A 13,704-nucleotide genomic window follows, 5' to 3' on the forward strand; every position below is an offset into this window, starting at 1 on the left:
CCAGTATTCCGCAAAAAGCCGGTTACACAATGGTGATACAGGCACTCGCAGTCATTCGGTTGGATTTGCCCGATCCCCATTTTGAACAGATAATCCCAATGGTCTGGATGTCCGGGCCGAAAGCCGGAAAACTATAGTGGTATGGTTCACCTAAAATTTCACTTATATTGTTCGTGGTTTTTGGCCGGTTGCATCTAAGTTTTTTTACAGGCCAGTGTCTATTTTGGAGTCGAATAACGGAATAAGCAAAATGACGCGTCCGTATTACTTTTCCCGGTTTTCTCGAATTTTGTGGCTGAATCTGGCCATGTTTGTGATTTTCGCCATCGCATTCGCGATTTACGTGCGCGCAGAGAAGCAAATTGATCGCGCCAACGAAATCCGCTTAGAGTCACATTTACTGGCCGACGAGTTTCGGCAATCTTCCAACGATCTCTCCCATGTGGCGCGCAGCTATGTAGCCACCGGCGATTCAATCTTCAAACGATATTATCAAGACATTATCGACATTCGCGACGGCAAACTGCCCCGGCCCGAAAACTATCACGACATGTATTGGGATTTGGCGATTGCCAATGGTCATCCCGCACCGCAATCCGGCGGTCAAGCGCTTGCCTTGCTGGAGTTGATGCGGCAAGCCGGGTTTTCCGAGCAGGAAATGGCGAAAATGGCCGAAGCCACGGCCGATTCCGCGGCTCTCATTCAAATAGAGCGCACGGCGATGGACATGGTTGATTCGAATCAGGAAATGCCCAACGCTACCTGGCGTCAGGCCAATCTGATGCTACACGATGCGGCCTACCACCAAGCAAAAGCGAAAGTCATGCAGTCGATCATCGCAGCCTTCGAATTGATGGACCTGCGCACGCAACAGAGCGTGATTGCCAGAGCGCGTATTGCCTTCTGGTTGCGGATGGTATTTGTGCTGTTTGGGGTAATGTTGATTTTGACGCTTTGGCGGGCGTATCGGACTTTACACGCGATATTGGGCGCGTCGGTCGATGAATTGCACGATCAGATCGTTCGTTTGGGTAGCGGCGATTTTTCCGAAACTATTTCGGTTGGCGAGGGCATGCGCAACAGCGTGTTGGGCTGGCTGGCGGAAACGCAGTCAAGTTTGGCAACTGTCGAAGCCGCGCGTCGGAGTGCCGAAGCGAAAAATCTGCGCTTGACCCAATTGTATGCCGCGTTAAGTCAATGTAATCAAGCCATCGTTCGCTGTACCAGCGAGGCCGAATTATTCCCGCAAATCTGCCGCGATGCGGTGGTCTTTGGCGGCATGAAAATGGCCTGGATCGGAATGCTTGACCAAGCCAGCCAATCGATCAAACCGGTTGCTTGTTACGGCATCGGCATCGAATACCTGGATGACATTGCAATATCGATAGACGAGAACCTGCCGACCGGGCGTGGACCAACCGGTATCGCGGTTAGAGAGGACAGGCCATACTGGTGTCAGGATTTTCAACATGACCCTGCTACCATAGCCTGGCATGCGCGTGGGGCAAAATTCGATTGGCAGGCTTCCGCTGCCTTACCCTTGCATCGCAATGGCAAGCCGGCTGGCGCATTTATGTTGTACGGCGATGAAATAAATGTGTTTGACGATGCCGCGCGCAGTTTGTTGTTGGAAATGGCCATGGACATCGATCATGCCATCGGCGGCTTCGAGCGCGAGACCGAACGTCAGCAAGCGCAGCAGATGGAAAGTTTGCGGGTGTTTATGCTGGAGCGACTCAACGGTAACTTACAGCTGATGGATGTTTTGCGGGATGTTGTCACCGAACTTGAAATATTCCTGACAGATAGTCTGTGTTCGATTTTGCTGGTGGATGAGGATCAGCGTTTACGAATAGGCGCGGCGCCAAGTCTCCCGGATTTTTACAATCAGGCGATTGACGGCCTAAAGATAGGTGCCGGGCTTGGATCGTGCGGCAATACCGCATACACCGGGGAAAGGACTATCGCTGAAAATCTTGCCGAGCATCCGTATTGGCAGCCTTTTCTGGCGTTGGCGGAACGGGCAGGCTTGGCGGCATGCTGGTCGGAACCGGTGCTTTCTGCCGGGAAAAAAGTGCTGGGCACCTTTGCGATTTATCATCGTCACCCTGCCGTTCCTAACAAACATGAATTGCGCTTGCTGGAAATGGTCGCGCATTTTATCGCCCTGGCTATCGAACGCAAGCAGGCAGAAGAGCACATTTATTATTTGGCCAATTACGACTCGCTCACCGGCTTACCGAATCGCAGTCAATTGGACGATCATTTGAAATATGCATTGAGTTTGGCTAAACGGAGTAACGGCCACTTAGCGCTAATGTTTCTTGATCTCGATCATTTCAAAAATGTTAACGATACCCTGGGGCATAGCGTCGGCGATGCGCTGTTGGTGGAATTAGCCGATCGGCTTTGTGCCGTGCTGCGCGAAGAAGATACCGTGACGCGTTTGGGCGGCGACGAATTTATTTTCCTGTTACCGGGCACCGATGCCGGTGGGGCGGCGAATGTCGCGCAAAAATTACTGGATGCGATAGCGGAGCCGTACCGAATTGAGGAATTGGATTTGACGATGAGCGCATCGATCGGCATAGCCTTGTATCCGGACGATGGCGAGGACCTGGAAAGCCTGTCCAAAAGTGCCGATGTTGCGATGTACCGGGTCAAAACCGATGGTCGACACGGTTACCGCTTTTTTACGCCGGAAATGCAAGCCCGTGCCCAGCGCAATCTGCAACTGGTTAATGCCTTATGCCATGCCTTGGATCGCCAACAACTGCATGTTTATTATCAACCGCAGGCGGATATTCATAGTGGGCGCGTGATCGGTGCGGAAGCCTTGTTGCGCTGGCGGCATCCCGAGTTTGGCATGGTTTCGCCGGCCGAATTCATTCCGGTGGCAGAAGACAGCGGACTGATTCTGCCTATCGGTGAGTGGGTGTTGCAAACGGCGGTGCGGCAAGCGAAAACCTGCCTTGATCAGGGGCTGGGGCCTTTGATCATGGCGGTCAATCTATCGGCTGCTCAATTTAGCCATCCGGCCTTGCCGGAGATGGTTTCGCGTATTTTGGAAGAGGAAGGCTTGCCGCCCGAGTATTTGGAGCTGGAATTGACCGAAGGGGTGTCGATGCAAAACCCCGAAGCTGCGGTGGCGGTGATGAATAATCTGCATGAGCGTGGCGTACGCATGTCTATCGACGACTTCGGCACCGGTTATTCGTCATTGAGTTATCTGAAGAAATTTAAAGTATACAAGTTGAAGATCGACCAATCTTTTGTCCGTGACATCAGTACCGATTCGGAAGATAAAGCCATCGTCAGCGCGGTGATCAGTTTGGCCGGCAGCCTGGGCTTGCGGACCATAGCCGAAGGTGTGGAAACGGTCGAACAGCGGGAGTTCTTGCGCGAACAGGGCTGTCAGGAGATTCAAGGCTATTTATTCAGCAAGCCGATGCCCAGCGACCAATTTGACCTGTTTTTGCGGCAAAGCTTCATCGATTCGACTAGAACGTCTTGAAGGATATTTCGGTGGCGTGCGGTCAAGCTTGCGCAGCGTACAAATTGACGAAAGGGTGGAGCGGGTCCATGCTTGTTTACTGAGTTCGGCGGTGCTGGTGACTTCTCTATTACCTGGCCCATAAATATCGTCGCTCCCGCGAAGGCTTTAGCCCAGCGGCTAGTTTGGATTTTCTGTGTGGTCTTACGGCTCCCGCCTTCGCCGGAATGACGACTCCAGGGAGTTGCAGGGCCGGTTTGATAACGCTACGCAATTTGATTTTTCGCCGACTTAACGGAGCCAGTTCTTGAACGACGTCAATCCCATTTTTAAAAATCTGCCCGATTCGCTGCCGATTTCGCCGTTGGCGATCCTGATTATCGTCACGGTGCTGGTCGGCGCGAGCATGTCGTTTTACACCATCCCCGCCGAATCTGAAGGCATTGTGTTGCGCTTCGGCGAATTCATCGAAAAAGTCCCCTCCGGCTTGCATGCCAAACTGCCGTTTGGCGTGGATAGCGTCATTACCGTGCCCACTCAGCGTCAGCAGAAGCTGGAGTTTGGCTTTGCTACGCCAGGCTTCACCAACCCGGATCAAATTGGCGATGAACCGGCTTTGGAAAAGTCTATGGTAACCGGCGATCTGAATTCGGCGCTGGTCGAGTGGATCGTGCAATACCGGATCACTGACCCGGAAAAATATCTGTTTGATGTCCGCGATCCTGGTCTGACTTTGCGGGACATTTCCGAAGCGGTGATGCGAGAGGTGGTGGGTGATCGCACCGTCGATGAAATTATTACCATCGGTCGGCAGGAGATTGAGGACACCGTTTTGGCGCGTGCCCGCTTACTCGCGGAACGCTACCAGTTAGGAGTGTCGATCAATCAAGTGCAACTGAAAAACGTCAATCCGCCCGAACCGGTACAGCCCTCGTTCAATGAAGTGAATCGTGCTCAGCAAGACCGAGAGAACGTCATCAATCTGGCGAATGGCGAATATAACAAAGCAGTGCCGCGCGCGCGTGGTGAAGCGGATCAGAAAATTCGCGCCGCAGAAGGTTATCGTTTTAAACGAATTAACGAAGCGGAAGGGGATGTCACCGCTTTCAATCAAGTGTTGGAACAATATCTAAAAGCCCCGGAAGTGACGCGCACCCGGATTTATCTGGAAACGATGGGCGAGGTGTTACCGCAAGCCAGCCAGCAAATTATTGTCGATGACTCGGTGCAGCAAATATTGCCGATGTTGCCGTTTCCCGGTCAGGCAGCGGGAGTAGTGAAATGAATTTATCGATAAGAAACTGGCTGTTAATCGTTGTTTCGGGGTTTTTGCTATGGCAATCGGTGTTTACCGTCGACCAAACCCAGCAGGTTATCATCACCCAATTCGGTAAACCGGTCGGTGAGCCGATTACCAGCCCTGGTTTGCATTTCAAGATCCCGTTTACCCAGCAGATCAATAGCTTCGATAAGCGTTACCTGGCCTGGGATGGGCCGATGGTGGAGATGTCTACCAAGGATAAGACCTATGTACAGGTCGATACCTTCGCCCGCTGGCGCATCACCCAGCCCATGCAATATTACTTACGCTTGCGTGACGAACGTAGCGCCCAATCGCGGTTGGAAGATATTTTGGGTAGCGAAACCCGCACAGCAATCGCTCGCCACGAATTGATCGAAGTGGTGCGTTCGGACAAGGATCGTAAACCCCTACAAGACGAAAGCTTGGGGCCGTTAACCGGCGAGGGCACGATAGGCGTATTGCGGCCAATCCGGGTGGGCCGGGCGGCAATCGAAAAAGACGTGTTCGATGCCGCAGCGCCGAAATTGGCCGAATTTGGTGTCGAATTGCTGGATGTGCGCTTCAAACGCATCAATTACAACCATCAGGTACTTGAACGAATCCATCAGCGGATGATCAGCGAACGCTTGCAAATTGCCCAGCGTTTCCGCTCGGAAGGCGAGGGCGAGGCGGCCAGGATTAACGGTAATCGGGATCGCGATCTCAACGAAATCGAATCTACCGCTTACAAGCGCGTGCAGGAAATTCAAGGCGAAGCGGATGCCAAAGCCACCGAAATTTACGCCAAGGCCTATGGGCAAAAACCCGAGTCCGCCGAGTTTTACAAGTTTTTGAAGAGCATGGAAACCTATCGCAAGGTGATAAACGGCGACGCTACCATTGTATTGTCCACCAACAGCGATTTATTTGGTTTGTTGAAGCGGGTGGAGCAAAAGAATCGTTAATACCCAACAAAGCGGCGATGCCGTTTATAACGCCAATAAGCAAAAATTAAGCTGGTGACGGCAAACTTTATCGCAAGCAAATAATTGACTAACAGGAGGTTTGCGATGTTAAAAACAACAACAGTCATCTTTTTGGGTTTATTGGTGTCGTCGGCTGCGTTGGCCGACCATGAGCATTGGGAGCATCATCATGGCCATCACCACCACGGGCACTATCGGCCGATGTATCGGGAAGAAGTGATTTATTATCAACCCGCGCCGGTCGTCGAGTATGTGCCGGCTCCTCAGTATTACGCTCCACCTCCGCCGCCAGCTTATTACGGCTACGACCAACGGTCGCCGCAAGGTTTACTGGGCGGTATGGTGGGTAGTGCGATGGGTTATCATCTGGGGGGCGGCGATCCGATAGCCGCCGGTATCGGTGCCGCCGCCGGGGCTTTGCTCGGTAACGGTATGTACTGAGGCTGCCTGGTCGGAGCGGTCAATATGCCAGTAATTTGAAAAAACTTTTCGGCGCGCCGCAAATCGGACAGTCCCAGTCGTCGGGGATCTCCTCCCAGCGGGTGCCGGGTGCGATGCCGCTATCCGGGTCGCCCTTGGCTTCGTCGTAAATGTGTTCGCATTCCATGCAGTGGTATTTCTGGTAATCGCTCATCGGATTCACTCTGGGTGTTAAGCGGCACAATCGCCGAGAAATCTTTCGAAAGCCGTCGCCATTACTGGCAATATGCTTAATAAGCGGTGGTCGGCATCCAACATATGCAGGCGCGCGTGATGTTCGCGGCAGAAGCGCCAGGCGTTTTCCGGGGCTACTACATCGTCTTGCCAGCCATGAAACACTTCGATGTTGGCAGTGCCTGGCTTAAACTCGGTACGCGCATAGCCTGGCAAATAGAATGCCGGCGCGATCAAAAACAAGCCCTTCGGCTTGATGATTTCCGCCGCGACGGTCGAAACATAAGCACCCATGCTGGAGCCCACCAGCACTATCGTTTCATATCCCGACACATCCAGCGCCAATAGCTGCTGTACCCGCCAGTCCGGGTCGTTGCTGGCTTGATAATCCGGGCTGATAAATTCAAACCCTTGGCGTTTGGCGACTTCTGCCAATGCCAGGGGTTTTTCGCCCCAGGGAATACTATCCTTACCGTGGTTGTAAATGACCAGTTTGCTCATGATCTTTTCTCGCTGTTCGAAAGCTTATTTTCTGAAAAATAAATTGGCCAGTAACGTGATCAGCGCGCTGATCACAATCATCGACGTAATCGGAATAAACACGAAGCTATTTCTACCCTGAATCCGAATATCCCCCGGCAGTTTGCCGAACCAATTCACCAACCACGGGGCGTAGTTCAAAACCAAGCCGAGCACCAGGATGGCCGAGCCGATAAGAATTAATGCTTTGCCGGGTTCCATCTCTTTTCCTGTAAGTTACGGGATCACCACCACTTGCGCGAAACCGCCGCCGGGTGTCCGAAAGTTAGTGGTTTGGCCTTGGTAGAGGCGGGCGCAGACCAATTGGGTTTGGCCTTGATAGACATAGTGGCGCAAATCCAGTTTTAATTCGCCGGCATCAAGATGGCGTTCGCTGGGTTTTACCAGGGTCTGCGCCACATAATCGTGTTGCAGAATATCCTCGAAAACGCGCCGGGTCAGTTTATCGCCCCGATACGCCGCTTTGCTGCCGTAGCCTCTGGCTGGCTTGAAAAACAGCTGCTTACGTTCGGACCAGAACCGCTCGGCATTTTGCGCATCGACCAGCACGGTGTGAGCGATGCCCTCTCGCAATAGTGTTCGAGTATGCTCATCGACGCCGATTGCTTTTAGAAAATCAGTGTTGCCCAGCCAGACCAGATTCCTTTTATCGGCATATAGCGCATGATTTCTGGGGTGCGGCGTCAGTACTACCGCACCGGCAAGATAGGCTTCCCGCAAAGTCTGGGTTTCCAACGATTCCAAGCCAAAGTCGGTCAAGCGGTTATAAACCAGATCGATTGGCAGATCATCGTGCCAGAGTCGGTCGTCTCGATAACTTAAGGCCCCAGGATCGCAGATTACAGTTTGGATTTTATGTTGTTCGAACAAGTGTTTAAACAACAGAAACTCCGGCCACATGTATTGGTTTTGCGGGTCATCGTCGACGATGGCAATACTGCGCAGCGGCGCCACATCGCGCTCCGCTCGCCATTCCCGGTAAAACATGTTCATGAACAGGGTTTCGGCTTGCTGAGTATCTTGCCTGGGCAAGTTGAGTTTGCCGGGCTGTTGGTTGCCGACGATTTCGCAACAGCTGTTTTGTGCGCGAATCAATAGCGCGTTAATCATCGCACCGCCGGCATTAGAATTGATTTCGATCAGTTTCGGGCCGTCAGAGCTCAGATGAAAGTCGTAGCCTAGAAATACACCGTGAGCTTTTGCTAAAAACTGTGCGGCATCCGGTGCGTATTGAAGTACCTGTTGTTGATACGCCGGCAGCGCAATCACCCGTTCCAGTGCGGCGATGATTGCCAATTGTTGGTGCAGGCAAGCTTGATCAATGAACACCGCCGACTCCGCGAACAAATTCGGCCGCTCCTCGGCGATCAGCCGATACAAATCCTCGTTTCCGTCCAGCCTATTCAGTTTGCTGCGCAGCGCTTTGCGATTTAGCGACGAGCAGCGACAATCGCTATTTAGCTGTTTGGCGTTGGGTGTTTGCTCGGATTCTGGATGGGGATGCATGAAAAACGATAGGCGTGGATTAATGGTCAAACAGGATTTACGCCCGCTATTCTAGCGCGATACGCTCGCCCACAAATCTGTAAATTCTTATACGGATGCCTACAGAAGTGGCAAAAAAAATTTACAAACAGGCGTTTAAGATTGTGAGTTGTCAGCTAGTCGATATGCTGATGGGAGTTTTCGAGGGTGTAAGAATTTTTGTGTAAACGGCCCTGAGGTAGGAAACTACCGATCCTGACAAGGAGGAAACCATGACCGTATCATCAAAAGCCATACCGGATGACCTACTCGACGCCTTGATGTCGCACTATCAAAAACCCGAGGACCTGATCGGTGCCAATGGTCTGCTGAAGCAGTTGACCAAAGCGATAGTCGAACGGGCCCTGGAAGCGGAAATGACCGCGCACTTGGGCCACGGTAAGCATGAGGCGGTGACCAACGCCAGCAGCAATGCCCGAAACGGCAAAAGCCGGAAAACGCTGAAAGGTGACTTCGGCGACTTGCCTATCGAGATTCCCCGCGACCGTCATGGCGAATTCGAACCGCAGATCATTCCTAAGCATCAACGGCGCTGGACCGGTTTCGACGATAAGATCATTTCGTTATATGCCCGAGGACTGACGGTACGGGAAATCCAAGCCCATTTATTCGAGCTTTACGGCACCGAGGTATCCCCCACCTTGATTTCCTCGGTGACCGACGCGGTACTCGAAGAGGTGGGCGTCTGGCAAAGCCGCCCGCTGGATCCGATTTACCCGATTGTGTACCTCGACTGTCTGCATACCAAAGTGCGCGATAGTGGCAGCGTGCGGGTCAAGGCCGTCTATCTGGCCATCGGTGTCAATCTGGACGGCCACAAAGAAGTGCTGGGGCTGTGGATTGCCCAAAGCGAAGGCGCCAAATTTTGGTTGCAAGTGGTCACCGAGCTCAAGAACCGTGGCGTCAACGACATCTTTATCGCCTGTGTCGATGGTCTGAAGGGATTTCCGGAGGCTATCGAAACCGTGTTTCCCAAAGCGGCCGTTCAACTGTGTATTGTCCACTTGGTCCGTCATAGCCTCAACTATGTCAGCTACAAAAGGCGCCAGTCGGTTGCCGACGACCTCAAGCAGATTTATCGAGCCGCAACGGCGAGGGAAGCCGAGCAAAAGCTGACCGAATTCGAGGCCAACTGGCTGGAGACCTATCCCACGATCGCCCCTATCTGGCGACGAAACTGGGGGCACATCATCCCTTTTTTTGACTATCCGCCCGAGATTCGCAAGGTGATCTACACCACCAATACCATCGAATCGGTGAATCGAAGTCTGAGAAAAATCATGAAAAACCGCGCGGTCTTCCCCAGTGATGACGCCTTGTCCAAACTGCTCTATTTGGCGTTGCGCAATATCAGCCAAAATTGGACCATGCCCGTCTACGATTGGAAAGCCGCTTTGAATCGGTTTAGTATTCAGTTCGAAGATCGCTTCCCTAGCCATTAAACCAAACTACCGTTTACACAAAATTTGGGACACTCCCGAGTTTTCTGAACAGCTGGATCCAAACTTGTGAAACCAGGCACCGCACGGTATTTTTATGATCGTGGCATCACGTTTACCGAAATCGCTGCGAATTTTTATAGAGCGCAGCAATGATTGGTGAATTCAATGGAATTAAGCCCTTTTTATCCGGCGCTGCTAGAACTTGAGCGCGTATTTTGTCAATATGGCAACCTTTGTCCGAATTTGAACTTGCAAAAATCATGACGCAGCAAGCCGTATCAAGCAGTAATCAAACAACATGGCGCAACTCTCCACCGTACCTGCTGACGGTACTGATGCTGTTGTATTTTTTCTCGCAATCCGCCAGCAGCCAAAGCCCAGAGCTTGCTGTTGGACAAGCCATACAGTCATTACTGGCCAGCAAACAGCAGCCTTTATTGTCGCAAGCGGATTTTTCGCAGTATAGCGACGCGTTGAAACAGTTGTATCAGATGAATGCCAATCAGCTGATTTGGCTGGGTGAAGGTCGTACTGCGAAAAATCGCGAAGACGCTTTGAGTCTGCTAAGCAATGCCAAGGCCGATGGTTTGAATCCGGATACATACGAAGTCGAGCGTTTGCGCGGCTACTTACAACAGGCCGTTACACTACCGAAAAATGCGACGACGGAGTTGGTCTCTTACGACATGGCCTTGTCGATAGCGCTGGTTCATTTCGCGCGTGATCTGCATGTCGGCCGGGTCGATCCGCGCGACTTCGATTATCCCGCACAGTTTGCCGCCAAATCGGCAAGCGATGTCGCTGTATTGCTGAATCAACATATTCAACAACAAACGCTTGCCGAACTGCCGGCGGCGCTGGCACCCAAATTCAAGCAATATCAGCAATTAAAGACTTTGTTGGCTGCTTATCGTCAACAAAATACCGCCGCGCAGAAGCCAAAACTGCTTTTGGCAAAATCGCTGCGCCCCGGCGAGCAAGACGCGCAATTGCCCGAGTTGCGCCGGCGTTTGCTGGATTTGGGTGAACTGAAAGCGGAAGACGTCGTAGGTGCCGGCAACACGGAGACGCTCTACGACGCAGTGGCGACGGAAGCGGTGAAACGCTTGCAGCAACAGCAAGGCTTAAAAGCCGACGGGGTGATTGGCAAACAAACCCTGGCCTTATTGAATCAAACGCCGGCCGATAAAATTGCCATGCTCGAATTAGCCATGGAGCGTTGGCGTTGGATGCCGGAGTTGCCGGAAGGGCCGAGGATTTTTGTAAACATCCCGGCGTTTCAGTTATGGGCCTTCAATTCTCGCGACGATCAACAGCCCTTGACCATGAAAGTGATAGTCGGCAAGGCTGAAAAGAACCAGACCCCGGTGCTCTGGGAAGACATGAAATATCTGGAGTTCATGCCGTATTGGAACATTCCGAAAAGCATCATGGATAAGGAAATGCTGCCGAAACTATTGAGCGATGAAGAGTTTCTGACCAGTCAGGATATTGAATTGGTAGGACGCTATGCCGACGACGAAGACGACGACGAAAATCAAGACAGCATTGTCGACGAAATCAAGAGTGGTCGGGTGCGCGCCAGACAACGCCCCGGCAGTAACAATCCCTTGGGGCGGGTGAAATTTATTTTCCCGAACAAGGCCGATGTGTATTTGCATGATACGCCGGGCAAAGCGGCGTTTAACCGGGATCGCCGCGATCTCAGCCACGGCTGCGTTAGAGTGGCGGAAGCTGGAAAGCTGGCGGAATTTGTGCTCGGCGACCAAAGCGAGTGGGATCAGCAAACCATACAGCAGGCCATGGCCGGGCCTAAAACCCAGCGAGTCACTCTGAAAAAATCGATACCGGTGTTATTTTTTTATACCACTGTTTTTGTGGGTCTTGATGATAAACCGCGCTTTTACCCGGACATTTATGGTCAAGATGAATTGTTGCAGACTGCTTTGAGCAAAGCAGCCGATCCGGGCGCTAAACAGCAGTTAGTCAGTAAAACTGTGAATAGTGCCGGCGGCGGTTAACAGGATTCAGTTTTGCCAGTTTTGGATTATGCTGTTAGTTGGCGTGTTGATTTTCAGGAGACAGGGATATGACGCAAGCGAAAATAGTAAACCAAGCTGTGGCCGAGAAAGTTAAGAAGTCGCCGACGCGCAAAGGCAAGAAAGGCAGAATGGCGCCGCCAACCAATGGCGAGATTCTGGTCAAAGGTGTGGTGATGGGCATCGTTATTTCCGGGTTGACGCACGCCAGCAAAAGCATCACGCGAGCGCTGATCCGCCACCCGCTCGCTTTATTCTCAGGTGGTTTGCTGGCGGGGTATCTGGCGCATAAACATCGCAAAGACATCATCGTGCTGGGTGGTCGCACCGCCGAGGAAAGCCGGAATTTCGTGCTGAGACAGCGCGAAAACCTCGGCGATCTAATCGCGGAAATCAAGGAAGAAAGCGGCAAGATTCGATAATCTTGGATTTGTTTGGGTTTATCCGACATCTGGTTTCACCTGCGGGCGAGTTGATTTCCGGCTTGTGCATCCGCGTGACTGCGCTGCATAAGCAGCACTACCGCAAAAAAAAATTTACGGTAGATTGCTGACTATCGCAGTAGTTCGGCATCGTCATCCGCAAATATTATGAAAATTTATCACATCCACCGGCAGCAGCGCTTGGCGCTCAGTCAGCAGCAGGCGTGGGATTTCTTCTCCTCTCCGCACTATCTAAATCAAATTACGCCTGAGTTTTTTCATGTCGATATTACTTCGCCGGTGCCTGAGGATATTTACCCGGGCTTGCTGATCCGATATCGGATGAAGGCTGTGTTTGGCGTGCCCATGTCCTGGTTATCGGAAGTCAGTCACTGCGATGAGCCTAATCGGTTTGTCTATCAACAAGCGGTCGGTCCTTTCGGATTCTGGAGCCATGAGGTTTGCCTAAGCAATTGCGAAGAGGGCGTCGTATTGGAAGACATCGTGTTTTATACGATGCCCTGGGGCTGGCTGGGGCAATTGCTGCAAGGGTTTATCGGCGATAAGTTGCAGCGTATTTTCGATACGCGCCGCGATTATCTGCAAGCAAAGTGGGGTGTTGGCGAGCCGTAGTGTATTAAGTACGGCATCGGTTTGGCAGTTGACTTTTTTTATCCGCAGGCATCTAATCAAGACCCTGCACATTCAACCTGAAGGAGACGAATATGGCTCAAGACAAAGGTTATTTGGATCAGTCCGGCAATCAAGTGGTTGCTATCGTTAAAAATCTGGACCGCGATGTCGAACGCGGTGAAGATACGGTGATGTTGGGTTATGGTTTGGTGTTGCTGGCGCCGGCTTTCGCCCCCTTGTTGCCGCCCAGTATTCTGTTACCGCTGATGGCGATTGCCTTTGCGGTATCGGCCACCGCGGCGCGTCTGCATTTTTACAAAATGGCTCGTAAGCTTTCGGTTTCCTTGGCGGAGCTGGAAAGCCGGGATAAACACACGTTTAAGCCGATAACGGACGTATTTGCCGAGCATCCCCAGCAAACGCTGGCTGTCGCTTTTAACCCATTAAAAAATTTGCAACGCACCGGGAAAAGCATACTTGGTGGCTTGATGATCAACCCGTTTTGGGGGCCGATTTTTTATATGTTGGGTGTGCAGTTCGTCGAGGACAAACAATTGGTGGTGTTAAATAAGGCAGTGATTGAAGTTGAAGATAAAGTGATGCCTATCGTACTGCGCGACGACTGGTCTGAATAAACTAAGGAACTGCGAGTTTTAGGTGGCCGATAA

At 51.9% G+C, this 13,704-nt stretch carries 13 protein-coding genes; 9 read left to right on the forward strand and 4 right to left on the reverse strand.

The genetic code is table 11. The features are described 5' to 3' along the window. Positions 1–250: 250 nt before the first annotated feature. From ACR64Q_RS05970 to ACR64Q_RS05985, 4 genes are all read left to right on the forward strand, one after another. On the forward strand, positions 251–3,514 hold the full coding sequence (locus tag ACR64Q_RS05970; RefSeq protein WP_313733934.1) for a bifunctional diguanylate cyclase/phosphodiesterase: 3,264 nt from the start codon (positions 251–253) through the stop codon (positions 3,512–3,514). 286 nt (positions 3,515–3,800) lie between these two features. Continuing rightward, the gene (hflK, locus tag ACR64Q_RS05975; RefSeq protein ID WP_313733935.1) at positions 3,801–4,778 is read left to right on the forward strand and encodes an FtsH protease activity modulator HflK; all 978 of its coding nucleotides are present in this window, start codon (positions 3,801–3,803) and stop codon (positions 4,776–4,778) included. Continuing rightward, positions 4,775–5,740, forward strand: coding sequence for a protease modulator HflC (hflC, locus tag ACR64Q_RS05980; protein WP_313733936.1), 966 nt, complete (start codon positions 4,775–4,777; stop codon positions 5,738–5,740). Before hflK ends, hflC begins: the two co-directional genes overlap by 4 nt. Before the next feature lie 105 nt (positions 5,741–5,845). Further along, positions 5,846–6,202, forward strand: a complete 357-nt coding sequence (locus ACR64Q_RS05985) for a hypothetical protein (RefSeq protein ID WP_313733937.1) — start codon at positions 5,846–5,848, stop codon at positions 6,200–6,202. Between the two features lie 19 nt (positions 6,203–6,221). On the opposite strand, the gene ACR64Q_RS05990 is transcribed toward ACR64Q_RS05985, so the two are convergent. From ACR64Q_RS05990 to ACR64Q_RS06005, 4 genes are read right to left on the reverse strand one after another with little or no spacing between them, the layout of a single operon-like run. Beyond that, positions 6,222–6,395 carry a rubredoxin gene (locus tag ACR64Q_RS05990; protein WP_313733938.1) on the reverse strand — a complete coding sequence of 58 codons (174 nt, stop codon included), beginning with the start codon at positions 6,393–6,395 and terminating at the stop codon, positions 6,222–6,224. A 17-nt stretch (positions 6,396–6,412) separates the two neighbouring features. After that, entirely contained in the window at positions 6,413–6,916 is a 504-nt protein-coding gene (locus tag ACR64Q_RS05995; RefSeq protein ID WP_313733939.1) for a YqiA/YcfP family alpha/beta fold hydrolase, read from the reverse strand. 24 nt (positions 6,917–6,940) lie between these two features. Beyond that, the gene (locus tag ACR64Q_RS06000; protein ID WP_020485581.1) at positions 6,941–7,156 is read right to left on the reverse strand and encodes a DUF2905 domain-containing protein; all 216 of its coding nucleotides are present in this window, start codon (positions 7,154–7,156) and stop codon (positions 6,941–6,943) included. A 15-nt stretch (positions 7,157–7,171) separates the two neighbouring features. Further along, entirely contained in the window at positions 7,172–8,491 is a 1,320-nt protein-coding gene (locus tag ACR64Q_RS06005; protein ID WP_483823285.1) for a hypothetical protein, read from the reverse strand. 221 nt (positions 8,492–8,712) lie between these two features. Between ACR64Q_RS06005 and ACR64Q_RS06010 the strand changes: the two genes are divergently transcribed. The 5 genes from ACR64Q_RS06010 to ACR64Q_RS06030 all read left to right on the forward strand — a co-directional run bounded on the left by ACR64Q_RS06010 (position 8,713) and on the right by ACR64Q_RS06030 (position 13,671). Beyond that, a complete protein-coding gene (locus ACR64Q_RS06010; protein ID WP_026600850.1) occupies positions 8,713–9,942 on the forward strand; it encodes an IS256 family transposase in 1,230 nt (409 codons plus the stop codon). Positions 9,943–10,202: 260 nt separating this feature from the next. After that, positions 10,203–11,963 carry a L,D-transpeptidase family protein gene (locus ACR64Q_RS06015; protein WP_483823286.1) on the forward strand — a complete coding sequence of 587 codons (1,761 nt, stop codon included), beginning with the start codon at positions 10,203–10,205 and terminating at the stop codon, positions 11,961–11,963. A 68-nt stretch (positions 11,964–12,031) separates the two neighbouring features. Continuing rightward, entirely contained in the window at positions 12,032–12,403 is a 372-nt protein-coding gene (locus ACR64Q_RS06020) for a hypothetical protein (protein ID WP_313733942.1), read from the forward strand. A 168-nt stretch (positions 12,404–12,571) separates the two neighbouring features. Then, the gene (locus ACR64Q_RS06025) at positions 12,572–13,036 is read left to right on the forward strand and encodes an SRPBCC family protein (protein WP_313733944.1); all 465 of its coding nucleotides are present in this window, start codon (positions 12,572–12,574) and stop codon (positions 13,034–13,036) included. 92 nt (positions 13,037–13,128) lie between these two features. Then, on the forward strand, positions 13,129–13,671 hold the full coding sequence (locus ACR64Q_RS06030; RefSeq protein WP_026604152.1) for a hypothetical protein: 543 nt from the start codon (positions 13,129–13,131) through the stop codon (positions 13,669–13,671). Positions 13,672–13,704: the final 33 nt, after the last annotated feature.

It is taken from the genome of Methylomonas sp. 2F7 (genome assembly GCF_057126975.1).

Coding starts and splice junctions, on each gene's coding strand:
- ACR64Q_RS05970 (WP_313733934.1), top strand. CDS start 251: ATGACGCGTCCGTATTACTTTTCCCGGTTTTCTCGAATTTTGTGGCTG.
- ACR64Q_RS05985 (WP_313733937.1), top strand. CDS start 5,846: ATGTTAAAAACAACAACAGTCATCTTTTTGGGTTTATTGGTGTCGTCG.
- hflC (WP_313733936.1), top strand. CDS start 4,775: ATGAATTTATCGATAAGAAACTGGCTGTTAATCGTTGTTTCGGGGTTT.
- ACR64Q_RS06020 (WP_313733942.1), top strand. CDS start 12,032: ATGACGCAAGCGAAAATAGTAAACCAAGCTGTGGCCGAGAAAGTTAAG.
- ACR64Q_RS06000 (WP_020485581.1), bottom strand. CDS start 7,156: ATGGAACCCGGCAAAGCATTAATTCTTATCGGCTCGGCCATCCTGGTG.
- ACR64Q_RS06015 (WP_483823286.1), top strand. CDS start 10,203: ATGACGCAGCAAGCCGTATCAAGCAGTAATCAAACAACATGGCGCAAC.
- ACR64Q_RS05990 (WP_313733938.1), bottom strand. CDS start 6,395: ATGAGCGATTACCAGAAATACCACTGCATGGAATGCGAACACATTTAC.
- ACR64Q_RS06030 (WP_026604152.1), top strand. CDS start 13,129: ATGGCTCAAGACAAAGGTTATTTGGATCAGTCCGGCAATCAAGTGGTT.
- ACR64Q_RS06025 (WP_313733944.1), top strand. CDS start 12,572: ATGAAAATTTATCACATCCACCGGCAGCAGCGCTTGGCGCTCAGTCAG.
- ACR64Q_RS05995 (WP_313733939.1), bottom strand. CDS start 6,916: ATGAGCAAACTGGTCATTTACAACCACGGTAAGGATAGTATTCCCTGG.
- ACR64Q_RS06010 (WP_026600850.1), top strand. CDS start 8,713: ATGACCGTATCATCAAAAGCCATACCGGATGACCTACTCGACGCCTTG.